The following is a 25,962-nucleotide window of genomic DNA, read 5'->3' as shown; positions in this document are numbered from 1 at the left end:
CAACTATACAGATTAGTTGCGTACTACAAGCAATCGTATTCTCATGTCACACCGACTACCCCGATGCGGTCTCCGTCACACCTCTTCCGAGCGGTGCGGCGGGAACCCTGTTCAACGGGTGAACAGACCGATGCATTCCACGTGATGGGTGGAGGGGAACGCCGCGAAGGCCCGGACGTCCGTCAACTCGAATCCGTGGTCCCGGTACAGACCCACGTCCCGACCGAAGGACGCGGGATCACAGCCGACGTGGACGATCCGGCGAGGTCCCGCCGCGGCCACGGCGGCCACCACGTCCTTGCCCGCCCCCGCGCGCGGCGGATCGAGGACGACCACCTCGGGAGCCGGGAGATCGGGGATGATCCGCTCCACACGTCCGTGAAGGAAGGACACCTGATCGAGGTCGGCGAGCGCCTCGATCCCATCGTCGACCGCGGTCTTCGACGACTCGACCGACACCACCCGGCCGGACGGACCGACCTGCTCGGCGAGCACGGCCGCGAAGACCCCCACTCCGCCGTACAGATCCCATGCCGTCGCACCCTCCGAGGCCCGCGCCCAGTCGGCCACCGCAGCCGAATAGGTCGACGCAGCGCCGCGATGGGCCTGCCAGAAACCGGTCGGAACCAACCGCCACTCGCGCTCGCCGACCCGCTCGACCACGCGTCCCGGGCCTTCGATCACCTTCTCCGGACGAGGCGCGTTCACCGCCGCCCGTCGCGACGCCGCGCCGCGCCGGCCCTGCCGCCGGGCACCCCCCGAGAGGACCGGAGGTGCGATCTCCACCACGTGCCGCCTGCCGTCCGCGTCGAGCACGACCTGCAGCTCCGCTCCCGGCTGCCACACACGATCGGCGAGACCGACGTAGGCGTGCGGATCGATCTGCGGGCACGCGAGTTCCGGGACGACCTCGTTGCTGCGATACCGGCGGTAACCGGGGTTCCCCACCACGTCCACCGCGAGCCGGACCCGGGTGCGCCACAGGGTGCCGTTGGACGCACCGCCCGGCACCTCCTCGACGGTCACCTCCCGGTCCACCCCACCGAGCCGACGCAGTTGTTCGGCCACCACGGCGCCCGTGAAACGGCGTTGAGCCTCGACGGTCATGTGCGAGAGATCGCAGCAACCCGCTCCCCCCGGACCGGAGATCGGGCAGACCCGCTCGAGGCGGTCCTCGGACGCCTCGAGCACGTCCTCCACGTCGGCGAAACAGAACGACCCGCCCCGATCCTCGGTGACGCGAGCGAAGACCCGCTCCCCCGGCAGTCCGTGCCGCACGAACACGACGCGTCCCTCGAACCGCGCGACACACGCACCGCCGTGGGCGGGATTGCCGAGGATCACCTCGATCCTCCGGCCGGACCAATCCGTGCGCGGGTGTGCCTGACGATTCACCGCGGTTCCTCCTCGTTGTCGAACTGTCGATCCTGCCCGTTCGGGGTGGCCCGCCCCACGGCGCCGGCGTCCGCGGACGAGCGCAGCTGCCAGGGCACACTCGTCACCATCACCCCCGGCTGGAAGAGGAGCCGGCTCTTGAGCCGCAGGGCGCTCTGGTTGTGGAGCAATTGCTCCCACCAGTGCCCCACCACGTACTCGGGGATGAAGACGGTCACGACGTCGCGGGGAGAATCACGCCGCACCCGGCGGACATAGTCGAGGACGGGCCGCGTGATCTCCCGGTAGGGCGACTCGACGACCTTCAACGGCACGGTCAGATCGCTCTTCTCCCACTCGAGGACGAGACGCCGGGTGCTCTCGTCGTCGACGTTCACGGTGATCGCCTCGAGCGTGTCGGGGCGTGTCGCCCGCGCATAGGCGAGGGCGCGCATCGTGGGCAGGTGCAGGGTCGAGACGAGCACGATCGAATGGGTGCGGCTGGGCAGCACGCCGTCCCAGTCCGCCCTCTCGAGTTCCGCGGCGACCGTGTCGTAGTGGTGCCGGATCGCCTTCATGAGCCCGAACGCGACGACCATGGTCACCACCGCGATCCACGCACCGGCGGCGAACTTGCCCGTCAGCACGACCAGCAGCACCACCGACGTGGAGACGCATCCGACACCGTTGATCCACCGCGACCGCGTCATGCGGCCCCGGGCCGCCGGATCCGTCTCGGTGCCCAGTTCCCGCGTCCAATGACGCACCATGCCGGCCTGTCCCAGGCTGAACGCGACGAACACACCCACGATGTACAGCTGGATCAACCGGGTGACCTCGGCCTCGAAGACCCACACGAAGACGATCGCGATCCCGGCGAGGAAGAGGATGCCGTTGCTGAAGGCGAGCCGGTCGCCGCGGGTGTGGAACTGGCGCGGCAGGTAGCGGTTCTGCGCGAGAACCGAACCGAGCACCGGGAATCCGTTGAAGGCCGTGTTGGCGGCGAGCACGAGGATCACGGCGGTGACGATCGTGATCAGGACGAATGCTGCCGGCACCCCCTCGAAGACGGTGTGCGCCAACTGGGAGAGCAGCGTCTTCTGCTCGTAACCCTCGGGTGCACCGCGCAGCTGGGTGTCGGGATGCTCGGCCACCACCACGCCGAGTCGCTCGGCGAGGAAGACCACCCCCAGGAACAGCGTGACGGCGACACCGCCGAGCACCAGCAGGGTCGTTGCAGCGTTGCGTGCCTTCGGCTTCTTGAAGGCCGGCACGCCCGTGCTGATCGCCTCGACACCCGTCAGCGCCGCGCAACCGGACGAGAAGGCGCGCGCGAGCAGGAGGACGAAGGCGAGCGCGGTCAGATCGGTCTGCTCGGCGACGAGTTCGAAGTCCGCCGACTCCGCACGCAGGTCGTCGCCCAGGACGAAGATCCGGAACAGCCCGGCCCCGAGCATCACCAGCATGCAGCCCACGAAGGTGTAGGTGAGCACGGCGAAGGCCCGGCCGGCGCGCCGGAGTCCGCGCAGGTTCACCGCGGTCAGCAACGCGATCGCGACGACGACGAAGAGCACCTTGTGCCGGGCGACGAACGGGACGGCCGATCCGACCGTCGCCGCCGCGGACGACAGCGACACCGCGACCGTCAGGACGTAGTCGACGAGCAGCGCACTGCCCACGGTCAATCCTGCCGTGGGGCCGAGATTCTTCGTGGCGACCTCGTAGTCGCCGCCGCCGGACGGGTAGGCGCGCACGGTCTGGCGGTAACCGGCGATCACGATCACGAGCACGAAGGCGACCGCGAGACCGATCCACGGGGAGAAGGCGTAGGCGGACAGCCCCGCGACGGACAGGACGAGGAAGATCTCCTCGGGTGCGTAGGCGACCGACGACAGCGCGTCGGAGGCGAAGACCGGCAGTGCGGTGCGCTTGGGCAGCAACTCGTGCCCGAGAGTGTCGCTGCGGAAAGGGCGACCCAGCACGAGCCGCTTCGCCGCGGTGGAAAGCTTGGACACGCGCAAAGCCTATGCGGTTCCGGCCCCGAAGTACCCCTCGGCCGGGTCACGACCTCTCGAAGATCGTCACGCGGTACCGTTCGGATCGGCGGTCCGCTGCGGTCCGTCTCGGAAAGATCGACCGGAACGGAGTCCACGGGTGTACGTGGTGGTGATGGGGTGCGGTCGGGTCGGTTCGGCGGTGGCCACCGCTCTCGTCCGGCTCGGTCACGAGGTCGCGGTCATCGACCGCGACGAGAGCGCGTTCGGACGGCTCGGCCCGGACTTCCCCGGGCACACGGTGCTCGGCATGGGCTTCGACCGCGACGTCCTGATCTCCGCCGGCATCGAACGAGCCGATGCCTTCGCGGCGGTCTCGTCCGGCGACAACTCGAACATCATCTCGACGCGCGTGGCCCGGGAGACCTTCGGCGTCGAGCGCGTCGTCGCGAGGATCTACGACGCCAAGCGGGCCGCGGCATACGAGCGGCTCGGCATCCCCACCGTGGCGACGGTGCCGTGGACCACCGACCGTTTCCTGCATGCGCTCACGCACGACAGCGAGACCGCCCGTTGGCGCGATCCCACCGGATCCGTCGCCATCGCCGAGGTGAACGTGCACGAGGGGTGGGTCGGACGACGCGTCACCGAACTCGAGGAGGCCACGGGTTCGCGTGTCGCGTTCCTGATCCGGTTCGGCACCGGACTGCTGCCCGACCGCAGGACGGTGCTGCAGGCCGACGACTCCGTCTACATCGCGGCCGTGTCGGGTTCGGTCTCGGAGGCGATCACGCACGCCGAGAACCCGCCGGTCGACGAGAACTGACCCGTCCACCCGAGAGGAAGCCCACATGAAGGTGGCGATCGCCGGCGCCGGCGCGGTGGGGCGCTCGATAGCGCGGGAACTGCTGCGCAACGCCCACGAGGTGATGCTCATCGAACGCAAGCTCGACCACGTCGAACCCGAGTCCGTGCCGGACGCGACATGGGTCCACGCCGACGCCTGCGAACTCAGCTCGCTCGAATCCACCGGACTCGAACAGTACGACGTCGTGATCGCGGCGACGGGTGACGACAAGGCCAACCTGGTCCTCAGCCTGCTCGCGACCACCGAGTTCGGTGTCCCGCGGGTCGTGGCCCGCGTCAACGATCCGCGCAACGAGTGGCTGTTCGACGAATCGTGGGGTGTGGATGTCGCGGTCTCCACCCCGCGCATGCTTGCGGCGCTGGTCGAAGAGGCCGTCACCGTGGGCGATCTGGTGCGGCTGATGACGCTGCGCAAGGGCGCGAATCTGGTGGAGGTCACCCTGCGCGACACCACCGCGCTCGCCGGGAAACCGGTCCGGAAACTGGAACTGCCGCGCGATACGGCCCTGGTGGCGATCCTGCGCGGGGGGCGGGTGATCGTCCCGCAGCCGGACGACCCGCTCGAAGGCGGGGACGAACTGCTGTTCGTCACGGCGGAGGACGTCGAGGACGATCTCCGGCAGGCGGTGAACCGCTAGTCGCGGAGGCTGTGCCGACTGGTCGCGGAGGCTGTGCCGACTAGTCGCGGAGCCGGTGCTGGCCGGGGAGTCGGTGCTCGTCGCGCGCGCCGTGCTCGTCACGGGACTTGTTCGACAGCGCGTCGTCCGCCGCCGGATCATCGGTCGGTGCGGCGTCGACCGATGCGTCGTCGACCGTCTCCGCGGGCGGGGGTTCGACGATGCGGTCGGCACGCCGGACCGCCCAGAGGGTCACGAGCAGGGCCAGCGCGGTCAGCGGCCAGCCCATGCCGATCCGGGCCACCGCGAGCCAGCCGGTGCGGTCCTCGTCGTAGAGGTGGTTCTGCACGAGATAGCGACCGAGGAAGACCAGGGTCCATGCGAGGGTCGCGACGTCGTACGCGCGCACCGCGGTGTGATGCGAGCGCCACCGCGATCCCTGGCCGTTGAGCATTCCCCAGATCACGCCCACGAGCGGTCTGCGGACGAGCACGGACAACAGGAAGGCGCCCCCGTAGACCAGGCTCGCGTAGATCCCGAAGAGGAAGTATCCCTTCGCATCGCCGGTGCGATGAGCGATGAAGGCACACAGCGCGACTCCGAAGAAGCCCGAGATCGCGGGCTGGATCGGGGTGCGCTGGATCAAACGCCACACGAGCACCGCGAGGGCGACGCCCAGCGCGGACCAGATGGCGACGGTGAGGCCCCAGAGGCTGTTGACGGGGACGAACACCAGGACCGGCAGCGTCGAATAGATCAACCCGCTGATACCACCGAGTTGTTCGAGCATCGTCTGCTGGTTGGTGTCGCTCACTCCTACGAGCCTGCCACATCCGGCACAGGGCCACGACCCCGCATGCACCGGGTTGTCGCCCCCGAGGTGCACCGATCAGGCGGGCTCGCGCAGCTCGTAGTAGGGGTTGTAGATCACCTTGCGTCCGTCGCGTTCGCCGACACGACCGCGCACCGTCAACGTACGCCCGGGCTCGATTCCCGGGATGCGCCGACGGCCGATCCACACGAGCTGGATCGAGTCGGTCCCGTCGAAGAACTCCGCCTCGACGACGGCGGCAGCAGCACGCGAACACGACTCGACACTGCGAAGACGTCCGTACATGGTCACTTCCTGACCGCGGGCGCATTCGACGACGGGTAGAGCGCCCGTGGAGTGCGAGGATTCGGCCATCTCCTCGGCATCGAGTTCTTCGATGTCCTCGGTGAGCCGCCGTGTGAGCCGACGCAGGTAGCCGGCCGGGGAAGCCATAACACGCTCCTGTACGGAAGGGGCACGGATCTCGTGCCACCGGACTCTTCTTCGACCGCCACTGTAGACGCATTCTCGCCGGATACAAGTTGCACGGTGCACACGCGCGTGCAGCCGCCCTTCGTCCTGCTGTGCGGGCAGGTGAGCGCGGTCTCCGGGGGCCGATGGTGCAGGATCGTCCGCATGTCCCACAGCGAATCCCCGGTCCCCCCGACCGTCGGCACCGCGGTCGTGCTTCCCGGCACGGGTTCGGACGCATGCTTCGCCGAGAAGGCGTTCGGCGCCGAACTCCGACGGCGGGGCATCACCCCGATCGCCGTCGATCCGGATCCGCGCGGTGTGGTGGCCAGCTATCTCGCCGCACTCGACGACGCGGCCGGGAACGGACCGATCCTCGTGGGAGGGGTGTCGATCGGAGCGGCCGTCGCGGTGAGGTGGGCGTTCGACAATCCGGACCGGGCCGTCGGCGTCCTCGCTGCCCTACCTGCATGGACCGGCGATCCGCGGGAGGCGCCGGCCGCCGCGAGCGCGCGGTGGACGGCCTCCGAGCTACGGACCCACGGGATCGATGCGGTCACCGCTGCGATGACGGCGTCGAGTCCGTCCTGGCTCGCGCGGGAACTGAGGCGTTCGTGGAGCGCCCAATGGCCCGATCTCCCGGCCGCACTGGACGAGGCCGCGCGCTATCGGGCACTCGACGTCGACGAACTGCGGTCCGTGGCCGTGCCGGTCGGCATCGCCGCCGCGGTGGACGACGCGGTCCATCCGCTCGAGGTGGGGCGGCAATGGGCGCGGGAGATCCCTCGCGCGGAACTCGCGACGGTGACACTCGAACAGGTCGGGGACGATCCCTCCGTGCTCGGGAGGCTGTGCCTCACCGCGCTCGACAGGATCGTCCCCGTCCCGAACCGATGATCGGTCTCGGTGTCAGAAGCCGAGTTGCTGCATCGCCGAACCGGATTCGCCCCGACGCGGCGGCGTCTGCTGGGTGGGCGGAACCTGCTGCGTCTGCTGGGTGGGCTGTGCCGGCGGGGCCGTCCGCGGAGCGGGTTGCGCCGGAGCCGTGCCCTGCTGGGGCGCGGCCTGTTGTTGCTGCTGCGCGGCAGCGGCCTGCTGTTGCTGCTGCTGGGCCGCGACGAGCTGGCGGGTGAGTGCCTCGGGCAGCACGATCGGCAGCGGCGTACGGACCGGATGGGGCTCGGATCCGCGGCGGACGACGGTGCCGGAGATCACCGACCGCGCGATCCCGACGAGTTCGGAGTCGGCTCCGGCGTTCCCGGCGGGCGCTGCGACGACGCAGCGGATCATCCAGCGGAAGCCGTCGACACCGATGAACCGGAGATCCGCGTTCGCGGTCCTGCCGTGCAGTTCGCGGCCCCACGGCCCCGATTCGATGCTGACCTCGGCCTTGTCGTTGCGCAGCGTCTCCGCGAGCTCCGCGGCGACCTCGCGCCACTGTCCCGGCGACTTCGGTGCCGCGTACGCGGAGACCGTGATGCGCCCGAACTGGGTCACGAGGTGGACGTTCTGCGGCGTGCCGTTCGGTGCCATCTCGACCTGGATCTGGCCACCGGCCGGGAGCGGAACGAGCACGGATCCGAGGTCGAGACGGGAGGCCGTCACCGTCTCCTCGTCGACCTCGTCGATGTCGTACGGGCCGGAATCGGCCGCACTTCCGGTGGCGTACTCGTCGTACTCCTCGTCGGAGGGCTCGTCGTACGCGCCGAGGTCGCCGGCGGGTGCGGCGTCGGCCGCCTCGACGTTCGACCCGCGGTCCTTGCGGCGTCGTCCGAACATGTCAGGAACCCTCCTTCACGAGGCCGGCGTGCCCGCCGCTCGATCCGTATCCGCCGCTGCCCCGCGCCGTGTCGTCGAGCTCGTCCACTTCGACGAAGTCGACGAGTTCGACACGCTGGACGAGCAGCTGCGCGATGCGGTCGCCCCGGCGGAGTTCGACGGCGCGCTCGGTGTCGTGGTTGATCAGGCACACCTTGATCTCTCCACGGTAGCCCGCGTCGACCGTCCCGGGAGTGTTCACGACGGACAGGCCGAACTTGGCGGCGAGGCCCGAACGGGGGTGGATCAGGCCGACCGTGCCCACGGGCAGCGCGACGGCGATGCCGGTGCCGACGAGCGCCCGCTCCCCCGGGCCGAGAGTCACGTCGACCGACGTGCACAGGTCCACACCGGCGTCACCGGGGTGGGCACGAGTGGGCACGGGGAGCTCCGGATCGAGCCGGCGCAGCGGTATCGGGGGAAGATCGGTCACGTCGTCCGAGACTACTCGCGTGCCGGGCCGCTCCACCGAGCCGACTATCCTTACGGTGTGTCCCGTTCCTCGCGCACCTCACCGACTACTCCTCCGACGGCCGACGCTCCGACCTTCTCGGAGCGGATGTGGGTACCGTGGTGGTGGTGGCCGATCGGGCTCGGTGTGGCCGCTCTGCTCGCGGCCGAGCTGCACATGGGCGCGCCGGGGATGTACGCGTGGCTGCCCTACGTCCTTCTGCTCCCGGTGCCGATCTGGGTGCTCACCTGGCTCTCACGCAGTCGGGTCGAGGTGGTCGGCGGCGAACTCGTCGTCGGTCGCGCACATCTGCCCGTCGACGTGATCTCGCGGGGTGTGGTGGTGCCGGCGTCGGCCAAGAGTGCCGCGATGGGACGCCAGCTCGATCCGGCGGCGTTCGTCCAGCACCGCCCCTGGGTGCGGACCATGGCGCTCGTCGTGCTCGACGACCCGGAAGATCCGACGCCCTACTGGCTGGTGAGCACGCGGCGGCCTGCCGAACTGCTCGCGGCGCTGGGTTGCGACGAGTCGGGCCGCAAGGACGATCCGACCCGCAAGTAGGGCTGCTCGAACGGGAATCGGCCCCGGATACGACAGGGCCCGGATACGACAGGGCCCCGGATGCCGGGAACAGCGGAGGCTGCCGCGGCGCCGGGGCACGCACGAGGGAGACGCGGGTGACCACGGCGCACCGTCGTCACCCGGCCTCGTTCCGCACCTATGTCCTCATCACGCTGCGCAGTCCCGGCAGATCATGACACCGTTCTCCTCGCTTGCGAGTCTGCTCCGGTGATGCACCAGGAAACAGCTCGAGCAGGTGAACTCGTCGGCCTGCTTCGGGACGACACGCACCGACAGCTCTTCGCCGGACAGATCCGCCCCGGGCAGCTCGAAGGACTCGGCGGTGTCCGATTCGTCGACGTCCACCACCGCGGACTGGGCCTCGTTGCGCCGGGCCTTCAGTTCCTCGAGTGAATCCTCCGACACATCGTCGCTGTCGGTCCGCCGGGGTGCGTCGTAGTCAGTCGCCATTTCCTCTTACCTTCTAGTACTCGTACCGGTAGCCGGCCGGGACACGGACGGTGCTCCCGGCCAGGGCAACGCACGGCCGTCCGTTGGAGTTCCCGACGGGTGTGTCACTGCTGTGGCATACCCGAATTCACTCTGTTTTCGCGCCGCACCGCCCCTTCTTGGACGGTTCGGCCGCCGAACAATAGCCGACCTCACGCACGAATATGCAATCGATGCGTGGAAACGCCGGAAATTGTCGGGCAATCGTCATCAACAACACAACGACTCGTGACATTTCCTCGGGTCGGCGGTTCCACCGACCACGTCCACGACCTCTACAGTGAGTGCGACGAACCCGGCATGACACGAGAGGCAGGGCCGCGTGGTTTCCCTGATCACCGAAGGAAGCGCAAACGATGATCGCGGCCGCCCGTTCCGTCGGCGCCGGGTGGTCCCGGCCGCCGTCGCGGGTGCCGTCCTCGCCGCCGCCACCATCGTCGTGTGGACCTCCGTGTTCACCTCGTCCGAACCCGTCACGACCACGGTGGCGTGCAATGCTCCTCCGACCGAGGCCACCGATCCCGAAGGCCCGCAACCGGCCCCACACGGCGAGGTCGTGGACCGGTCGACGCTGCTCGAGGTCGAACCCGCTCCCCTGGCGGCCACCCGGGTGCGCGTCTACAACGCCAACGGCGAACGCGGCCAGGCCACGCACGTGGCCGCCCAGTTGAGCGATTACGGTTTCTCGAGCCCGCCCGACGTGCAGGCCGGCAACGATCCGGTCTACGTCGACCAGAACATGCAGTGCCAGGGGCAGATCCGCTTCGGCGAGGCCGGACGCGCGGCTGCGTCCTCGGTGTGGTTGCTCGCCCCGTGCGCCGAGTTGGTGCAGGACACACGCGAGGACGACACGGTCGATCTCGCGCTGGGGACCTACTTCCGGGACATCTCCCCCGGGGCGGATGCCGAGGAGGTCCTGCGAGCGCTACGCGAGGTCCCGGTGGGCGAGCAGACGGCTCCGCTCGACCTCGATCTGCTCACGGCCGCACGCAATGCCCGGTGCTGAATCTCTTTTCACAGACCGTGCATCCTGTTTTTCGTCACTACTGCGATATAAAGGTGACGAACGGCAATTCGTGATGTGACGAATCGGTCAATTCGGAATTGGGTCGAGCGCTCCGATTTCGGCGAGCAGAGTTTCGAAATCGGCGGCGATCCCCGGCGCGGCCGCGACCGTGAGCTCGCCGTCGTCCCCGGTGCCGTTCGGGACACGTACCACGGCACCGGCTTCCGCGGCGACGAGCGCACCCGCCGCCCAGTCCCAGGGACCGAGTCCGTGTTCGTAGTGGGCGTCGACCCTGCCGGCCGCGACCATGCACAGGTCCAGGGCGGCCGCTCCGACCCGCCGGATGTCGCGCACCCGCGGTAGCAGCGCCGCCACCAGTTCTCCCTGCCGTGCACGCCGTTCCGAGGAGTACGAGAACCCGGTGGCCACGAGCGCCAGCTGCAGATCCGTTATCGGATTACAGCGCAACGGGACCCGCGTGCCATTCGTTTCGAGATGGGCACCGAGACCTTCTGCCGCCGAGAACGTCTCCCCCGATGCGATGGCGACGACTGCGCCGGCCACCGAGCGTCCGTCGACCTGCGCAGCCACCGACACCGCCGACGCCGGGAGTCCGTAGACGAAGTTGACGGTGCCGTCGATGGGATCGACCACCCAGACGACGCCTCTCGCAGTCGACGTTCCAGCGTCGCCTCCGGTCTCCTCCCCCAGGAAGGCATCCCCGGGCCGCAGCACGGCAAGTCGGCGCCGGATGAGCTCTTCGCTCTCGGTGTCGGCCACTGTGACGGGATCGGTCACTGTCGACTTCGTCCCGACACGGGTGATCTCGCCCGATCCCGGAGGGCCGAACAACGTGGCCCTACGTCCTCGTACGTAGGCTGCGGCCTCCCGCGCGACGGTCACGGCGACGTCCCTCAAGCCGGACAACTCGGATGCGGAGAGCGTTCTCTGTGTATGCACGAACCGATCCGAACACAGCGCCGAGCGTTTCGCCAGTGTGTGCCGCACCGGTCACACGGGCATTATCGTTTCCACACGAGCGGAGCAGACGGCCCCACCCAGCGAGAGGAAGTACGCAATGGCACAGGACGTCCCCACGGACCGATCGACTGCCGTCAACCACGGGTTCGGAGTCGACATCGGGGGCAGTGGCGTCAAGGGTGCCGTGGTGGATCTCGACACGGGCCGTCTGGTAGGCGACCGGATCAAGATCCTCACTCCGCAACCGTCCACTCCGGAGGCCGTGGCGAAGACGGTGGCGCAGATCGTCGAGCAGGCCGGCTGGACGGGCCCCGTCGGCGTGACACTGCCGAGCGTGGTCACCGGAGGCGTCGCCCGCACCGCCGCCAACATCGACAAGTCGTGGATCGGCACCGACGCCGGATCCCTCTTCTCGCGGGTGCTCGGCGACCGGGACGTCTCGGTGCTCAACGACGCGGATGCCGCGGGGATCGCCGAGGACCGCTTCGGTGCCGCCAAGGACACCGACGGCGTGGTGATCCTGCTGACCTTCGGCACCGGGATCGGTTCGGCCGTGCTGCACAACGGTGTACTGCTGCCCAACACCGAGTTCGGACACATGGAGGTCGACGGCAAGGAGGCCGAGCACCGCGCCGCTTCGTCGGTCAAGGAACGCAACGACCTGTCGTACAAGCAGTGGGCGAAGGAGGTCTCCCGCGTCCTCACCCGCTTCGAGGCCCTGCTCTGGCCCGACCTGTTCATCGTGGGCGGTGGTATCAGCCGCAAGCACGAGAAGTGGGTCCCACTCCTGACCAACCGCACCCCGGTGGTCCCCGCCGAACTGCGCAACGCGGCGGGAATCGTAGGGGCTGCATATGCTGCGAAAACAGGTGTCACTCCCTGAGTCCGGCGCATCGGCTGCCCGAGGGATCGTTACAATGGTCCCCAGCAGGCCGGAACCGGCCCCCATCCCGACAGACCTCTCCGCCGGAATCACTCTGGCGCGACGCCGCACTACCTCGTCACGAAAGGGCGTACGTGGCAGCCACCGACATCCACACCGCTGATTCCGCCAACGAATCGGCACCCGTTGCGGACGCTTCGAGCGTCGCAGGCGCTGCGGACTCCGCGGAGGGCACCGCTCCCGGTGCCAAGCCGCCGGCGAAGAAGACCGCTGCGAAGAAGGCCCCCGCGAAGAAGGCAGCCGCCAAGAAGGCTCCTGCGAAGAAGGCAGCCAAGAAGACCACCGCGAAGAAGGCAGCAAAGAAGGCCACGAAGGCTGCAGGTTCGGGCGACGAGGACTTCGACGCCACCGAGGAAGCGGACCTCGCAGACCTCGAGGTCTCGGAGGGTGATCTCGCCGGCGCCGAGGATGTCGTGGTCGACGACGACGAGCCCAGCGAGAAGGACAAGGCCTCGGGCGACTTCGTCTGGGACGAGGAGGAGTCCGAGGCGCTGCGTCAGGCACGCAAGGACGCCGAGCTCACCGCGTCGGCCGACTCCGTGCGCGCCTACCTCAAGCAGATCGGCAAGGTCGCCCTCCTCAACGCCGAGGAGGAGGTCGAGCTCGCCAAGCGCATCGAGGCCGGTCTGTACGCGACCCACATGCTGCAGCAGCTGGCGGAGAAGGGCGAGAAGCTCCCCGTCGCCCAGCGCCGCGATCTGAACTGGATCTGCCGCGACGGCAACCGGGCCAAGAACCACCTGCTCGAGGCGAACCTCCGCCTCGTCGTCTCGCTCGCCAAGCGCTACACCGGCCGCGGCATGGCGTTCCTGGACCTCATCCAGGAAGGCAACCTCGGTCTGATCCGCGCGGTCGAGAAGTTCGACTACACCAAGGGTTACAAGTTCTCCACCTACGCCACCTGGTGGATCCGTCAGGCCATCACCCGCGCCATGGCCGACCAGGCCCGCACCATCCGTATCCCGGTGCACATGGTCGAGGTCATCAACAAGCTCGGTCGTATCCAGCGCGAGCTGCTCCAGGATCTGGGCCGCGAGCCCACGCCCGAGGAGCTCGCCAAGGAAATGGACATCACGCCGGAGAAGGTGCTGGAGATCCAGCAGTACGCGCGTGAGCCCATCTCCCTCGACCAGACGATCGGCGACGAGGGCGACAGCCAGCTCGGCGACTTCATCGAGGACTCCGAGGCCGTCGTGGCCGTCGACGCCGTCTCCTTCACCCTGCTGCAGGATCAGCTGCAGTCGGTGCTCGAGACCCTGTCCGAGCGCGAAGCGGGCGTCGTGCGTCTGCGCTTCGGCCTCACCGACGGCCAGCCGCGCACCCTCGACGAGATCGGTCAGGTCTACGGCGTGACGCGCGAGCGCATCCGCCAGATCGAGTCGAAGACCATGTCGAAGCTGCGCCACCCGTCGCGGTCGCAGGTGCTGCGCGACTACCTCGACTGATCTCCGTCACGCAGAACAATCGCACGGAACGAGGGCCATCCGATCGGGTGGCCCTCGTTCTGCGTTCCGGGCCACAGGCCCGCTAGAGGAGTTCCGGCTCGTCTCCGGGAAGGCGCTGGCGCCCCTCGCGTCCGGGGAGCCGTGCGGATGCGAACCGCATGACCGGTTCGACGACACGCGCGGCCACCGGACCGAGCACCGCGGTGATCATCACGTATGCCGAGGCGAGAGCCGCGAGGCGGCTGTCGACGTGGCCGGAGGCGACGGCCAGACCGGCGATCACGATGGAGAACTCTCCTCGGGCGATGAGCGCCGCGCCGGCGCGGGCCCGGCCCATCACGGCGATACCGTGATGGGCCGCCGCGATCCATCCGGTGACGAGCTTCGTCAGCGCGGTCAGCACGGCCAGCAGGACCGCCCAGCCGAGCACCGGCGGTATAGCCGTCGGATCGGTGTTCAGTCCGAAGAAGACGAAGAAGATGGCGGCGAACAGGTCGCGGAGCGGTTCGAGGACCCGGACCGCGTTGTGTGCCGTCGAACCGGAGATGGCGATGCCCAGTAGGAAGGCTCCCACGGCCGCCGACACCTGCAGGGCCGACGCGATCCCCGCCACCAGCAGCGCTGCGCCGAGCAGCTTGAGCAACAGCGTTTCCCGGTCGGGGCTGTCGAGCACGACCGAGACGTAGCGTCCGTACCGCACCACCAGGACCAGCACCACGGTGACGAGACCGAGCGAGATCGCGACGGCTTCGAGGCCGCCGAGCAGGCTCACGCCCGCCAGGATCGCGGTGAGGATCGGGAGGTAGACGGCCATCGCGAGATCCTCGAAGACGAGAATCGACAGGACGACCGGTGTCTCACGATTGCCGAGGCGTCCCAGATCGGCGAGAACCTTCGCCACGATCCCGGACGACGAGATGTAGGTCACGCCCGCGAGCACGAAGGCGCCGATGGGACCGAGCCCCAGGATCAACGCGACGGCGGCTCCCGGCACCGCATTCAGAGCAAGGTCGAGCAGGCCTCCCATCCGGGAGCGTCTCAGGCCGCTGATCAACTCGTTCGCGGTGTACTCGAGCCCGAGCAGCAACAGCAGCAGGACCACGCCGATCTCGCTGGCGAGGTGACTGAACGCCCCGATGTCGCCGAGTTGGATGAAGCCACCGTTGCCGAAGCACAGGCCGCCGATCAGATAGAACGGGATCGGCGACATGCCGATCCGCGCCGCGAGCCGGCCGAGGACGCCGAGTCCGAAGAACACCGCACCCAGTTCGATGAGTGCGAGTGTCGTGGTGTTCATTCCGCGGGATCAGCCGTTGCGCAGGATCCTGGCGGCAGCGTCGAGACCGTCCGCTGTGCCGACCGCCACCAGGATGTCCCCACCCGTGAGGACGAAGTCGGGTGTCGGGGACGGCATGACCTGACCGGCACGCATCACGGCCACGACCGACACGCCGGTGCGCGTGCGCAGCGCCGTGTCGCCCAGTACCGCTCCGTCGAACCGCGAATCCTCGTGGATGTGGAGCTGGCGAGTGAGGATTCCGGGCAGGTCGCGGTGGTCCTCACGCAATTGGGCGACGAGCTGTGGGGCACCGAGGAGATTGCTGAGCGTCGCTGCCTCCTCGACGGTGAGAGGCAGGGAGGCGGCACACGCGTCGGGGTCGCCCGCCTTCGAGATGATGAGGTCGCTGTGACCGTCCCGATGGGTGATCACCCCGATGCGGCGTCCGGAGGCGAGTTCGAAGTCCTTGCGTACACCGATCCCGGGTAGCGGCGTCACGTCGACGATCATGGCCGAAAGACTAGTCCTCCGGACCGACGACGTCCGCCTGCTCCCGGTCGAGGGGTGCGAACCGGCCGTCCGGTCCCGGCAGGTAGGGCATCACCTCCACCACGGCATCGACGGGCAGCGGCCCGTAGAGGTGGGGGAAGCGCATGGACTCCGGGTCCCCCGGCACGCCGGGTTCGAAACGGAGCGGGTCGACGAGACGCGTCGGATCGACATGCAACAGGAGCAGATCCGTACGGCCTGAGTACAAGCGGTCGGCGGGCAGGTGCACCTGGTGCGGCGTGGAGAGGTGGACGAAACCCTGGGTCCCGAGGGACTCCGGTGCGACCGCCCCGAGGGGTCGGAAGTGGTCCCACTCGTCGCGGGAGATGATGTGCAGCAGGGTCTCGGTCATGGCGTCATTGTGCGTCGGACGGCCTCTCCGGGGCGTTCCCGGCCCCCTGGAGCTCTGCGCTGTGAGCGAACACACTGTGCGGAAAACGGCCATGTCGCAGCGTTTTCGCTGTTCGATGCGTGAAACACGCCACCATTGGGCATCCAGGGGAACAACACGTGAATACGAATCGTCTGTCAGAGTAGATCCACCGCGCCGGCCGGTGCGGCGGACCAGACCCCGGCACCCGATATGAGCGGTGGCCAGTTTGGAGGAGTCATGCCCGGTACGTTGACCAGCCCGAAGTTGACCGCTGCAGATCGCTGCGATCGGTGCAATGCCGCCGCTCGTGTCCGCGCCGTCCTTCCGACCGGCGGAGAACTGTTGTTCTGCGGGCACCACGCGAACGAGCACACCGACCGCCTCCGTGAACTCGGAGCGACGATCGTGAGCGAGTCCGACGCCACCGTGTGATCCGCCGTCCGGAACCACGGTTCCGAGACCCGACCGAACGGGCGACCACCTCGAGGTGGTCGCCCGTTCTCGTCGTCACCAGCTGCGCAGGATCGCGATCCGGTCGCGCAGTTGCTCGGCGGTCGCCATCGCCGTCGGCGGACCACCGCACTGGCGACGCAGTTCGCCGTGGATCACCCCGTGCGGCTTCCTGGTCCGGTGGTGCACGACCGCGACGAGCGAATTGAGTTCGCGGCGGAGCTGGGCGAGGGTGTCGGCGGTTTCGACCCGCTCGGTCACCTGGGGCGGCGGAGTGGGTGCCGGTGCGGCCTTCGGCTTGTTCAGCTGCTGTTCCTGACGCTGACGCAGCAGTGCCCGCATCTGTTCCGCGTCCAGCAGACCCGGGAGTCCCAGATAGTCGGCCTCCTCGTCGGAACCGGCGAATGTCGCGGTGCCGAACGAGGATCCGTCGTAGATGACCTGATCGAGTTCGGCGTCCGCTCCGAGCGAGTGGTAGGCCTTCTCGTCCTCGCCGGGTTCGTCCTTGCGCCGGTTCGCGTCGGCGAGCAGCTCGTCGTCGAAGCCCTCCTTGACCCGGTGCGGCTTGCCGAGGATGTGGTCGCGCTGGGCCTCGAGCTGGCTGGCGAGCTCGAGCAGCACCGGCACGGACGGCAGGAAGACACTGGCGGTCTCCCCCTTGCGCCGCGACCGCACGAAGCGGCCGATCGCCTGTGCGAAGAACAACGGGGTCGAGGCGCTGGTCGCGTACACACCCACCGCGAGTCGCGGGACGTCGACGCCCTCGGACACCATGCGCACGGCGACCATCCACCTCTGGTTGCCCTCGCTGAACTGCGAGATGCGCTCGGAGGCGGTGGGATCGTCCGAGAGCACGACGGTCGGTATCTCGCCGGTGATCGACTCGAGGATCTTCGCGTACGCCCGCGCGGTGGTCTGGTCGGTGGCGATGACGAGGCCACCGGCGTCCGGCATGCCGCCGGCACGCAGCTGCTGCAGACGGGTGTTCGCCGCCCCCAGCACCGCGGGAATCCAGTCGCCCTGGGGATCGAGGGCCGTCCGCCACGCCCGGGCCGTCTGCTCGGCGCTGAGAGGCTCCCCCAGCCGCGCGGTGAACTCCTCCCCCGCACTCGTGCGCCAGCGCGCCTCGCCCGAGTACGCGAGGAACACGACGGGGCGCACGACGCCGTCGGCGAGCGCGTCGGCATAGCCGTAGGCGTGATCGGCCTTGGACTGCAGCAGACCGTCCTCGTTCGGCTCGTAGCTCACGAACGGGATCGCACTGTCGTCGCTGCGGAAGGGTGTACCGGTCAGCGCCAGACGGCGGGTCGCGTCCCCGAACGCCTCGAGGATGCCCTCACCCCAGCTCTTCGCGTCGCCACCGTGGTGGATCTCGTCGAGGATCACCAGGGTGCGGCGCCCCTCCGTACGCACGCGGTGCTTGAACGGATGCGAGGCAACCTGCGCGTAGGTGACCACGACGCCCTGGTAGTCGCTCGACGTCTGTCCGGTGGAGTTCGTGAAGTTCGAGTCGAGCGCGATACCGATGCGGGCCGCAGCACCCGCCCACTGGTGCTTGAGGTGCTCGGTGGGGGCGACGACCGTGATCTGGTCGACCGTCCGGTCGCGCAACAGCTCCGACGCCACCCGGAGGGCGAAGGTCGTCTTACCGGCGCCGGGGGTCGCGACGGCGAGGAAGTCACGCGGCTTCGTCGCGAGGTACTTGGTGAGGGCGCGGCGCTGCCAGGCACGCAGCTGGGCCACAGGGGCGGAGGTCGTAGCTTGTCCGACGGTTTCGGTGCTCACCGGTTTCTCGTGCTCCTTGTCCGCTTCGCTCGGGTCGGTGCCACCGCACTCGTCCGGGCGCCGACCGTCATGCAGCCTATCGTCTCGGAGCCCGCGAACCCGCCGAAGCCGCGGCGTCGGCGGGTTCTCCGAGGACTGCGTGGCAGAATTCGAGAGGCCCTCACCTGCCTGTGCGCGCACGCGAGCGTGTCTTCAGGAATTCTGGAAGTAGATGAACGACACACCACGATCCCCCGCACAGGCATCCTCCGGCCGCGTTCGCCGCGCGGTCGGGAAGGGCTGGGAGGTCGTCACGCACACCCTGTCGTCGGCCTGGGACCACTCGATCTTCAGCAAGGCGGCGACGGCGGCCTTCTGGCAGACCCTCTCGCTGCCGCCCTTGGTGCTCGGTCTGCTCGGCAGCCTCGGTTACGTAGGAGGCTGGTTCGGTCCCGACACGGTGGAGATCATCACGTCGAAGACCGTCACCTTCCTCCGCTCGGTCTTCAGCGACAGCGTGGTCGACCAGATCATCGAACCCACCGTCGAGGACGTCCTCCGGCGGGGCCGCGCCGACGTGATGTCGTTGGGCTTCGTGTTGTCGCTGTGGGCAGGATCGTCGGCGATCTCGACGTTCGTGGATTCGATCGTCGAAGCGCACCACCAGCAGGACCATCGCCACCCGGTGTGGCAGCGGATCTTCGGCCTGCTCCTCTACGTGGTCTTCCTGATCCTGGCGGTGTTCACGATGCCGCTCGTCGCGCTCGGGCCCACACTGATCGGCCGGCTGCTGCCCGACGCCTGGTTCGACGTCGGCTCACGGATCATCGACACCTTCTACTTCCCCGCGGTGGGCCTGCTCCTGCTGATCGGTCTGACGACCCTGTACAAGGTGGCGCTGCCCAGGTCGCTGCCGTGGCACCGACTGCTCGGCGGCGCGGTCCTGGCCGGGGTGTTCTTCCTCGCGTCGAGCGTGATCCTGCGGTGGTACCTGACGTGGGTCGCGGCAACGGGCTACACCTACGGCGCGCTCGCCGCCCCGATCGCGTTCCTGCTGTTCACGTTCTTCCTGGGTTTCGCCGTGGTCCTCGGAGCCGAGTTCAACGCCACGGTGCAGGAGTTCTGGCCGGCACGCGCCACACGCCTGGAGCAGTGGCGGATCTGGCTCGCCGAGCAGTCGGCACGAGATCCGTCGCCCGACAGCGGGCCGGTGACGAACCTCACGCGCCGGTTGACGGGCTCCACGACGATTCGGCTGTCCGACCTGATCCGGCCCGGGGATCGCCAACCCGAGTCGTGGCCGATCGACGGGAAGCCGACCGAGTCGGATACGGCGACCCACAACGACACGTCTCTGCACGACGACACTGCCTCGTGCGACGAGCACGACGCCACTGCCTCGTGCGACGAGAAGGCCCGGCACGACGACAAGGCCGGGGGATCCGAAGTTCCCCCGGCCGAGACCGAACTTCCGCCGGTGGAGACGCTTCCGCGAGAATCACCCGACGCCGCGGCGGACGACGGGGTGTTCCACCAGGTGTCTCAGTCGCCCTTGCGCAAGCCGTCGTAGACTTTCTTGCATTCGGGGCACACCGGCGAGCCGGGCTTCGGCGACCGGGTCACCGGAAAGACCTCACCGCACAGCGCGACCACATGGGTACCCATGACCGCACTCTCGGCGATCTTGTTCTTCTTCACGTAGTGGAAGAACTTCGGGGTGTCGTCGTCGGTCGTTTCGTCGGTGGTGGTATCCGGCCGTTCCTTGATATCCGTGCTCACGTGTCCATGATGCCGCACGGAAGGGCCGGATGCGTATGTGCGTGCGACGGCCCGGCGTGGGAAGGTGGAAGACATGGCGAGAACTCACGGTTTCGGCGGATCCCCCGAGAACGGATCGCCCGACAACCCGGTTCTGATCACCGCGGCGGAGACGTCGCTCGAGGATCAGCACCGAGCACGGGTTCGCAAGTACCTCACCATCATGTCGGTCCGCATCCCCGCCCTGCTGCTGGCGGCGATCGCGTACGGCATATGGGCCAATCCCTGGATCTCGATGGCGATCATCGGGGTGTCGATCCCGCTGCCGTGGATCGCCGTCCTCATCGCCAACGACCGGCCGCCGCGCCGCAAGGACGAACCGAGCCGCTGGGACGGCCGCTTCGACGATCCCCCGGCGATCGAGTCGTCCCGCCACCATGTGATCGACGGCTGAGAGGGACCCCGGACGGGACGCTTGCGAGAATGTCGTGGTGGACCGCGACCTTCTTCTGTCTCTCTGCCCGGCTCTGCGCACCGCACTGATCCGGTGCCGCTACGACCTCGCCACCGTCCGGGAACTGCTCGGCCCCGAGGCGCACGCCGCCCTCGGGCGCAGCGAACCCGTCCCTGCCCGGCGCATCGCGCGCGGTGCGGGCGATCTCGGCGTGCTCGTGCGGCTGTTCCTCCTCCAGGACACCTGCCCCGAGGACGAGGTCGCGCAGGCTCTCGCTCCGGTGACGACGGAGCAGGCCGTGCAGGCGGGACTCGTCGAACGCGACGGCGACGGCGTGCGGGCCGCTCTCGACCTGCGGCCCCTCGACGCCGGGACCGGCAGCCGCTGGGTGCTGTCCGATCTCGACGGCTCGATCCGTCCCGTCCCGACCCGTCCCGATCACGTCCTCGGCGTCGGTCAGGCCTCCTTGTCGCTGCTGCAGGCCACCCCGACCGATCGGGTCGGTTCGGTGCTCGATCTCGGCACCGGTTGCGGGGTGCAGGCCATCCGCGCCGCGGACCACGCGGACGAGGTCACCGCGACCGACATCAATCCCCGCTGTCTGACCCTGGCCGCCGCGAGCGCCGCGTTGAACGAGATCGACATCGATCTTCTCGAGGGGTCGTGGTTCGAGCCGGTCGCCGGCCGGACCTTCGACCGCATCGTCGCGAATCCGCCGTTCGTGGTGAGCGCCGGACGCGTCGAGCACAGCTACCGCGACTCCGGTCTCGACCTCGACGGCGCCAGCCGCCTCATGATCTCGCAGGCCGCCGAACACCTGAATCCCGGCGGCACCGCCGCGATGCTCGCGTCCTGGGTGCACGTCGAGGGTGAGGACTGGCGGGCCCGCGTCGCATCGTGGTTGCCGTCACACGGCGTCGACGCCTGGATCGTGCAGCGCGATGTCGCCGATCCCGCCCTCTACGTCGGGACGTGGCTGCGCGACGGTGACGCCGATCAACGCGAGCCGGAGGTCGCGGTGCGCGCCGAGCAGTGGCTCGACCACTTCGAGGAGCACGGCGTCGAGGGCGTCGGGTTCGGGTTCGTCTACCTGCGCCGCACCGACCTGCCGTCCGATGTGATGGCCGAGGACCTGCGGCACGCGTTCACCGACGCGCTGGGCGACGAGGCGATCGACTACTTCCGGCGCCTCGACTGGTTGCGTACGCACGAAGTGCTCGACGCCCGCTTCGCGGTGCGGCCCGACACGGCCCTCGAGCGGGTGCACCTGCCCGGTGAGGACGGGTGGGACCAGGTGGTCGCGCGGGTGCATCGCGGTGGCGGTCCGGCCTGGCAGCACGAGGTGGACGACCTCGCGGCCGCCCTGCTCGGCGGCATGCGCGCCGACGGCCTGCCGCTCGGGGATCTCGTGTCGCTGCTCGCGGCCGCGCACGGCGAGGACGAGGACGACCTCCTCGCGCAGGCGGTGGGCCTCGTGCACGGGTTGGTGCGGCACGGGCTGATCGAGCCCGCCTGACCCCCTTCGGGGCGTTCCTGAGGTTCCACGATTCGGTTCTCTCAGCAACTTCTCAGGAGCTCATCGGGTTAGTGCAGGTCAGCGCGGTGGTACTCGGAGACCGACGGGAACTCCACCGCTTCGCCGGTCGTTGAACCCTGTGAGACACCACCGATGAGGAGGCACGTCATGGCACGCCCCGAAACCACCGCTCGCTTCGATTCCGACCTCGACGGTCAGAGCCCCGCAGCCGATCTCGTTCGCGTCTACCTGAACGGTATCGGACGGACTGCTCTGCTCACCGCAGCCGACGAGGTGGAACTGGCCAAGCGGATCGAGGCCGGCCTGTATGCCAAGCACCTGCTCGAGACGAAGAAGCGTCTGTCGGCCGCGAAGAAGCGCGATCTCGCGATCATCGTCCGCGAAGGACAGGCCGCTCGCAGCCACCTGCTCGAGGCCAACCTGCGCCTCGTCGTCTCGCTGGCGAAGCGTTACACCGGACGCGGTATGCCCCTGCTGGACCTCATCCAGGAGGGCAACCTCGGCCTGATCCGTGCGATGGAGAAGTTCGACTACGCGAAGGGCTTCAAGTTCTCGACCTACGCGACGTGGTGGATCCGTCAGGCCATCACCCGCGGCATGGCCGACCAGAGCCGCACCATCCGGCTCCCCGTCCACCTCGTCGAACAGGTCAACAAGCTCGCCCGCATCAAGCGTGAGCTGCACCAGCAGCTCGGCCGCGAGGCGACCGACGAGGAACTCGCCAACGAGTCGGGTATCCCCGTCGAGAAGATCGCCGACCTGCTCGATCACAGCCGCGACCCGGTGAGCCTCGACATGCCCGTCGGCAACGACGAGGAGGCCCCGCTGGGCGACTTCATCGAGGACGCCGAGGCGACGTCCGCCGAGACCGCGGTCATCGCCGGCCTCCTGCACAGCGACGTCCGCAGCGTCCTCGCGACGCTCGACGAGCGCGAACAGCAGGTCATCCGGCTGCGCTACGGACTCGACGACGGCCAGCCCCGCACCCTCGATCAGATCGGCAAGCTCTTCGGGCTCTCCCGTGAGCGTGTCCGCCAGATCGAACGCGAAGTGATGGCCAAGCTCCGCGAAGGCGACCGCGCCGAGCGCCTTCGCGCCTACGCCAGCTGACCGGGCGCGTCAGCGGTATCCGATCCCCGAGAACCGGGCTGGGTTCTCGGGGATCGTTGCTGTCCGGGGCCTGTTCGGTGAGACGTCCACCAGGCCGCCGTCAGCGCAGACGGCGCGGGCCGAGGTCGAGAGGGTGCGGTTCGGGCCCGATCCGCACATGGGCGTCGGTGAGTTCGGCTCCCACCACCGAGGCCAGCACCGGCTCGCACACCAGCTCGCGCACCTCGGGAAGGTCGTCGGCGAGCGCCGAGATCCGCTGGACGAAATCGACGAGTGCCGGCTTGTTCACCGGCGCGGCGTTGCGGTAGCCCGACAGCAACGGCGCCGCCTTCGGAGCGTCGATCAGCTCGACCGCCTCGTCCTCCGTGAGCGGCAGGACCCGGTAGGCCCGATCACCGAGCAGATCGGAGATCACACCGGCGAGACCGAACGAGATGAGCGAACCGAACGACGGGTCGTCCTGCACACGGATCGCGCACCCGATGCCCTTGTGGGCCATCCGCTGCACGTGCATCAACGGCTCCCCCGACACCGCGGCCAGGTCGCGATAGGCGATCCGCACCGAATCCGCGTCGACGAGATCGAGCCGGACACCGCTCAGGTCGGGCCGGTGCCGCCACTGGGCACCGGTGGCCTTGACCGCCACGGGGAAACCGATCTCCTCCGCCGCAGCGACCGCCTCCTCCTCGGTGGTGACGGCGCGGAAGTCCGCGACCTCGACCCCGTAGCAGGACAGCAGCAGCGCCGCCTCGGTGTCCGACAGGTAGCGGCCCTCGGGTGTCGTTTCGAGCCAGCCGTCCACGAGCCCGCGGGCGCGTTCGGGGTCGATGCCCGCCGGCCGCACGACCTGCGAGGGCGGACGACTGCGCCACTTCGCGTACCGCCAGGCCCGTCCCAGGGCGAGCGCGGCCCGTTCCGGACCGGGATAGGACGGCACGGATCCGCGCGTCGGGTTGCCGTCCGGCCCGCGTACGGCCAGCACGTCGGGAATACCCTCGGTCGCCAGAAAGGTCGTGACCACGGGCTTCTCCGACCCTGCGACGGCGTCGCGCAGGGCCTGGGCGTAGGGCTGGACGTCGACGGCGACCGGCGGGACGAAGACCGCGATCACCGAGTCGACGTCGGGTGAGTCGAGCGCCTTCGCGACGGCCTCGGCGAACTCCTCCGGCGACGCCTGCGCGCCGAGATCCACCGCGTCCGGTGCCTGCAGGCCCTGGCCCCGGGCGGCGTCGACGGCGAGCAGGCCCAGCGCGGTGGAGTTGCCGACCACGGCGACGCGGGGACCGGCGGGCAGCGGCTGGTAACCGAACAGCAGCGCCGAGTCGAAGAGCTGGCCGATCGACTCGACCTGGACGACACCGGCCTGCTCGAACAGGTATCGCACGATGGTGTCGTCCATCTCCCCCGTCCGGGCGGCGAGCGCCGGCGGCACCGCGTGGCGGCCACTCTTGACGGCGACGATCGGTTTGCTGCGCGCCACCCGCCGCGCGATGCGCGAGAACTTGCGCGGGTTGCCGAAGCTCTCCAGGTACAGCAGCACCACTTCGGTGGCGGGATCGGTGTCCCAGTACTGCAGCAGGTCGTTGCCGGACAGGTCGGCGCGGTTACCGGCCGAGACGAAGGACGACAGCCCGACCCCCGTCTTGGCGGCCTCGTCGAGGATCGCGATGCCGAGGGCACCGGACTGGCAGAAGAAGCCGACGTTGCCGGCGGCCGGGAGCACGGGTGCGAGGGTCGCGTTGAGCCGGATGGCGGGATCGTTGTTGGCGACACCGAGAGCGTTCGGCCCGATGAGCCGCATACCGTGCGACCGAGCGGCCAGTGTGAGCCGCCGCTCGGCGTCGCGGCCCTCCGGTCCGGTCTCGCCGAAACCGGACGAGACGACGAGCAGCGCCTTGACGCCCTTGGCGAGGCAGTCGTCGAGCACCGAGTCGATCGATTCGGCGGGCACGGCGGCGACGGCGAGGTCGATCTCGTCGGGGATGTCGCGGACGGTCGGGTAGGCGCGGACACCCCGGACGGACCGGTGTTCGGCGTTGACCGGGTAGACGGGCCCGGTGAATCCGCTGCGCAGCATGTTCACCAGCACGGCGTTGCCCACCTTGCGGCTGTCGGTGGACGCACCGATGACGGCGACGCTGCCGGGACCGAGGATGTTGCGCACGCTGCGCGCCTCGGCGGCGCGTTCGCGGGCGTTGCGGACCGAGACCAGGGCCTCGGTGGGGTCGATCGCGAACTCGAGCCGGACGACTCCCCCTTCGAAACTACGGCTGACCTGGTAACCGGCCTCCCGGAAGACCGTGATCATGTGCCGGTTCTCGGCGAGGACCTCGGCGACGAAGGTGTGCAGTCCGTTCTCGGCGGCCGCGCCGGCGAGATGTTCGAGCAGGATCGGACCGAGACCGCGGCCCTGGTGGGCGTCGGCGACGGTGAAGGCCACCTCGGCGGAGAGACCGTCGCCCTCGTGCGAGAGTCCCTCGTACCGCCCGACGGCGATGATCTCGTCGCCGAGCACCGCGACGAACGCCACCCGGGACCTGTGGTCGACGACCGTGAAGTTGAACAGGTCCTTCTTCGAGATCGTCGGGTACGGACCGAAGTACCGCAGATAGCGGGTGCGTTCGGACAGCTTGCTGTGGAAGGCGACGATCCCGTCGGCGTCCTCCGGGACGATGGGCCGCAGGTGCACGACACCGCCGTCCGAGGCCAGCACGTCGGCGACCCAGTGCCGCGGATAGTTGCGGGCGCGCGCCAGCGCCGCCTCGCGCGCAGGGTCGGTCTCCCCGGTCGGCCCGGCGCCCTGCGCGGGAGTCGCCCCCGCCGCAGACGCGGAGTCCGG

26 protein-coding genes are annotated in these 25,962 nt (G+C 69.0%); 12 read left to right on the top strand and 14 right to left on the bottom strand.

The features are described 5' to 3' along the window. Nucleotides 1-111 precede the first annotated feature (111 nt). Nucleotides 112-1,395: a class I SAM-dependent RNA methyltransferase gene (locus LPH33_RS10510; protein ID WP_160875989.1), complete on the bottom strand. Its 1,284-nt coding sequence runs from the start codon at nucleotides 1,393-1,395 to the stop codon at nucleotides 112-114. After that, entirely contained in the window at nucleotides 1,392-3,389 is a 1,998-nt protein-coding gene (locus LPH33_RS10505) for an APC family permease (RefSeq protein ID WP_229567973.1), read from the bottom strand. The genes LPH33_RS10510 and LPH33_RS10505 overlap by 4 nt, the downstream gene beginning before the upstream one ends. A gap of 139 nt (nucleotides 3,390-3,528) precedes the next feature. On the opposite strand from LPH33_RS10505, the gene LPH33_RS10500 reads away from it, so the two are divergent. Both LPH33_RS10500 and LPH33_RS10495 read left to right on the top strand, forming a co-directional pair. Continuing rightward, nucleotides 3,529-4,194 carry a potassium channel family protein gene (locus LPH33_RS10500; RefSeq protein ID WP_016694460.1) on the top strand — a complete coding sequence of 222 codons (666 nt, stop codon included), beginning with the start codon at nucleotides 3,529-3,531 and terminating at the stop codon, nucleotides 4,192-4,194. Between the two features lie 25 nt (nucleotides 4,195-4,219). After that, the gene (locus LPH33_RS10495; protein ID WP_016694461.1) at nucleotides 4,220-4,873 is read left to right on the top strand and encodes a potassium channel family protein; all 654 of its coding nucleotides are present in this window, start codon (nucleotides 4,220-4,222) and stop codon (nucleotides 4,871-4,873) included. A 40-nt stretch (nucleotides 4,874-4,913) separates the two neighbouring features. Here the strand turns inward: LPH33_RS10495 and LPH33_RS10490 are convergent, their stop codons facing one another. Next, nucleotides 4,914-5,666 (bottom strand): DUF3159 domain-containing protein, encoded by a 753-nt coding sequence (locus tag LPH33_RS10490; RefSeq protein WP_229567972.1) that lies wholly within the window; start codon nucleotides 5,664-5,666, stop codon nucleotides 4,914-4,916. 75 nt (nucleotides 5,667-5,741) lie between these two features. Next, nucleotides 5,742-6,116, bottom strand: coding sequence for an OB-fold nucleic acid binding domain-containing protein (locus LPH33_RS10485; RefSeq protein WP_016694463.1), 375 nt, complete (start codon nucleotides 6,114-6,116; stop codon nucleotides 5,742-5,744). A 183-nt stretch (nucleotides 6,117-6,299) separates the two neighbouring features. On the opposite strand from LPH33_RS10485, the gene LPH33_RS10480 reads away from it, so the two are divergent. Beyond that, nucleotides 6,300-7,031, top strand: coding sequence for an alpha/beta fold hydrolase (locus LPH33_RS10480; RefSeq protein ID WP_229567971.1), 732 nt, complete (start codon nucleotides 6,300-6,302; stop codon nucleotides 7,029-7,031). Between the two features lie 12 nt (nucleotides 7,032-7,043). Here LPH33_RS10480 and LPH33_RS10475 read toward each other — a convergent pair whose 3' ends face one another. Both LPH33_RS10475 and dut read right to left on the bottom strand, forming a co-directional pair. Further along, on the bottom strand, nucleotides 7,044-7,913 hold the full coding sequence (locus LPH33_RS10475) for a DUF3710 domain-containing protein (RefSeq protein ID WP_088898195.1): 870 nt from the start codon (nucleotides 7,911-7,913) through the stop codon (nucleotides 7,044-7,046). Between the two features lies 1 nt (nucleotide 7,914). Beyond that, nucleotides 7,915-8,385: a dUTP diphosphatase gene (gene dut / locus LPH33_RS10470; RefSeq protein WP_016694466.1), complete on the bottom strand. Its 471-nt coding sequence runs from the start codon at nucleotides 8,383-8,385 to the stop codon at nucleotides 7,915-7,917. Between the two features lie 126 nt (nucleotides 8,386-8,511). Between dut and LPH33_RS10465 the strand changes: the two genes are divergently transcribed. Then, the gene (locus tag LPH33_RS10465) at nucleotides 8,512-8,964 is read left to right on the top strand and encodes a DUF3093 domain-containing protein (RefSeq protein ID WP_060650904.1); all 453 of its coding nucleotides are present in this window, start codon (nucleotides 8,512-8,514) and stop codon (nucleotides 8,962-8,964) included. A 168-nt stretch (nucleotides 8,965-9,132) separates the two neighbouring features. Here the strand turns inward: LPH33_RS10465 and LPH33_RS10460 are convergent, their stop codons facing one another. Beyond that, nucleotides 9,133-9,435: a DUF4193 domain-containing protein gene (locus LPH33_RS10460; RefSeq protein ID WP_006551346.1), complete on the bottom strand. Its 303-nt coding sequence runs from the start codon at nucleotides 9,433-9,435 to the stop codon at nucleotides 9,133-9,135. 361 nt (nucleotides 9,436-9,796) lie between these two features. Here LPH33_RS10460 and cei point away from each other — a divergent pair, with 361 nt between their 5' ends. Further along, entirely contained in the window at nucleotides 9,797-10,480 is a 684-nt protein-coding gene (cei, locus tag LPH33_RS10455) for an envelope integrity protein Cei (protein ID WP_229567970.1), read from the top strand. An 87-nt stretch (nucleotides 10,481-10,567) separates the two neighbouring features. On the opposite strand, the gene LPH33_RS10450 is transcribed toward cei, so the two are convergent. Then, nucleotides 10,568-11,458 carry an inositol monophosphatase family protein gene (locus tag LPH33_RS10450; protein WP_160876032.1) on the bottom strand — a complete coding sequence of 297 codons (891 nt, stop codon included), beginning with the start codon at nucleotides 11,456-11,458 and terminating at the stop codon, nucleotides 10,568-10,570. 100 nt (nucleotides 11,459-11,558) lie between these two features. Between LPH33_RS10450 and ppgK the strand changes: the two genes are divergently transcribed. Next, nucleotides 11,559-12,344, top strand: coding sequence for a polyphosphate--glucose phosphotransferase (gene ppgK / locus LPH33_RS10445; protein ID WP_088898196.1), 786 nt, complete (start codon nucleotides 11,559-11,561; stop codon nucleotides 12,342-12,344). A gap of 134 nt (nucleotides 12,345-12,478) precedes the next feature. Further along, nucleotides 12,479-13,849, top strand: coding sequence for an RNA polymerase sigma factor (locus LPH33_RS10440; RefSeq protein ID WP_016692739.1), 1,371 nt, complete (start codon nucleotides 12,479-12,481; stop codon nucleotides 13,847-13,849). 82 nt (nucleotides 13,850-13,931) lie between these two features. Here the strand turns inward: LPH33_RS10440 and LPH33_RS10435 are convergent, their stop codons facing one another. From LPH33_RS10435 to LPH33_RS10425, 3 genes are read right to left on the bottom strand one after another with little or no spacing between them, the layout of a single operon-like run. Beyond that, nucleotides 13,932-15,146, bottom strand: coding sequence for a cation:proton antiporter (locus tag LPH33_RS10435; protein WP_016692738.1), 1,215 nt, complete (start codon nucleotides 15,144-15,146; stop codon nucleotides 13,932-13,934). Nucleotides 15,147-15,155: 9 nt separating this feature from the next. Beyond that, the gene (locus LPH33_RS10430; protein WP_088898197.1) at nucleotides 15,156-15,638 is read right to left on the bottom strand and encodes a cation:proton antiporter regulatory subunit; all 483 of its coding nucleotides are present in this window, start codon (nucleotides 15,636-15,638) and stop codon (nucleotides 15,156-15,158) included. A gap of 10 nt (nucleotides 15,639-15,648) precedes the next feature. After that, nucleotides 15,649-16,029: a DUF952 domain-containing protein gene (locus tag LPH33_RS10425; protein ID WP_088898198.1), complete on the bottom strand. Its 381-nt coding sequence runs from the start codon at nucleotides 16,027-16,029 to the stop codon at nucleotides 15,649-15,651. Nucleotides 16,030-16,287: 258 nt separating this feature from the next. On the opposite strand from LPH33_RS10425, the gene LPH33_RS10420 reads away from it, so the two are divergent. Then, entirely contained in the window at nucleotides 16,288-16,482 is a 195-nt protein-coding gene (locus LPH33_RS10420) for a DUF7455 domain-containing protein (RefSeq protein WP_006551338.1), read from the top strand. A 75-nt stretch (nucleotides 16,483-16,557) separates the two neighbouring features. On the opposite strand, the gene LPH33_RS10415 is transcribed toward LPH33_RS10420, so the two are convergent. After that, entirely contained in the window at nucleotides 16,558-18,285 is a 1,728-nt protein-coding gene (locus tag LPH33_RS10415) for a DEAD/DEAH box helicase (protein WP_229567969.1), read from the bottom strand. A gap of 211 nt (nucleotides 18,286-18,496) precedes the next feature. Here LPH33_RS10415 and LPH33_RS10410 point away from each other — a divergent pair, with 211 nt between their 5' ends. Further along, nucleotides 18,497-19,834 (top strand): YihY/virulence factor BrkB family protein, encoded by a 1,338-nt coding sequence (locus LPH33_RS10410; RefSeq protein ID WP_229567968.1) that lies wholly within the window; start codon nucleotides 18,497-18,499, stop codon nucleotides 19,832-19,834. On the opposite strand, the gene LPH33_RS10405 is transcribed toward LPH33_RS10410, so the two are convergent. Further along, on the bottom strand, nucleotides 19,807-20,043 hold the full coding sequence (locus tag LPH33_RS10405) for a DUF3039 domain-containing protein (RefSeq protein ID WP_006551335.1): 237 nt from the start codon (nucleotides 20,041-20,043) through the stop codon (nucleotides 19,807-19,809). The two genes, LPH33_RS10410 and LPH33_RS10405, sit on opposite strands and share 28 nt — an antisense overlap. A gap of 73 nt (nucleotides 20,044-20,116) precedes the next feature. On the opposite strand from LPH33_RS10405, the gene LPH33_RS10400 reads away from it, so the two are divergent. The 3 genes from LPH33_RS10400 (at nucleotide 20,117) to LPH33_RS10390 (ending at nucleotide 23,123) form a co-directional block, all read left to right on the top strand. Then, nucleotides 20,117-20,476, top strand: a complete 360-nt coding sequence (locus tag LPH33_RS10400) for a DUF3099 domain-containing protein (protein ID WP_160875975.1) — start codon at nucleotides 20,117-20,119, stop codon at nucleotides 20,474-20,476. A 37-nt stretch (nucleotides 20,477-20,513) separates the two neighbouring features. Further along, complete coding sequence (locus LPH33_RS10395; protein WP_160875973.1) at nucleotides 20,514-21,992, top strand: DUF7059 domain-containing protein; 1,479 nt, start codon at nucleotides 20,514-20,516, stop codon at nucleotides 21,990-21,992. 168 nt (nucleotides 21,993-22,160) lie between these two features. Then, nucleotides 22,161-23,123, top strand: coding sequence for a sigma-70 family RNA polymerase sigma factor (locus LPH33_RS10390; RefSeq protein ID WP_016692730.1), 963 nt, complete (start codon nucleotides 22,161-22,163; stop codon nucleotides 23,121-23,123). 100 nt (nucleotides 23,124-23,223) lie between these two features. Here LPH33_RS10390 and LPH33_RS10385 read toward each other — a convergent pair whose 3' ends face one another. After that, nucleotides 23,224-25,878, bottom strand: coding sequence for a bifunctional GNAT family N-acetyltransferase/acetate--CoA ligase family protein (locus tag LPH33_RS10385; protein WP_088898247.1), 2,655 nt, complete (start codon nucleotides 25,876-25,878; stop codon nucleotides 23,224-23,226). Nucleotides 25,879-25,962 lie beyond the last annotated feature (84 nt).

The organism is Rhodococcus sp. RDE2, from assembly GCF_020885655.1.
Taxonomy (GTDB): Bacteria; Actinomycetota; Actinomycetes; order Mycobacteriales; family Mycobacteriaceae; genus Rhodococcus; species Rhodococcus pyridinivorans.
Note: the sequence above shows the minus strand (reverse complement) of the source record. Positions and strands in the feature narration are given on the sequence as shown.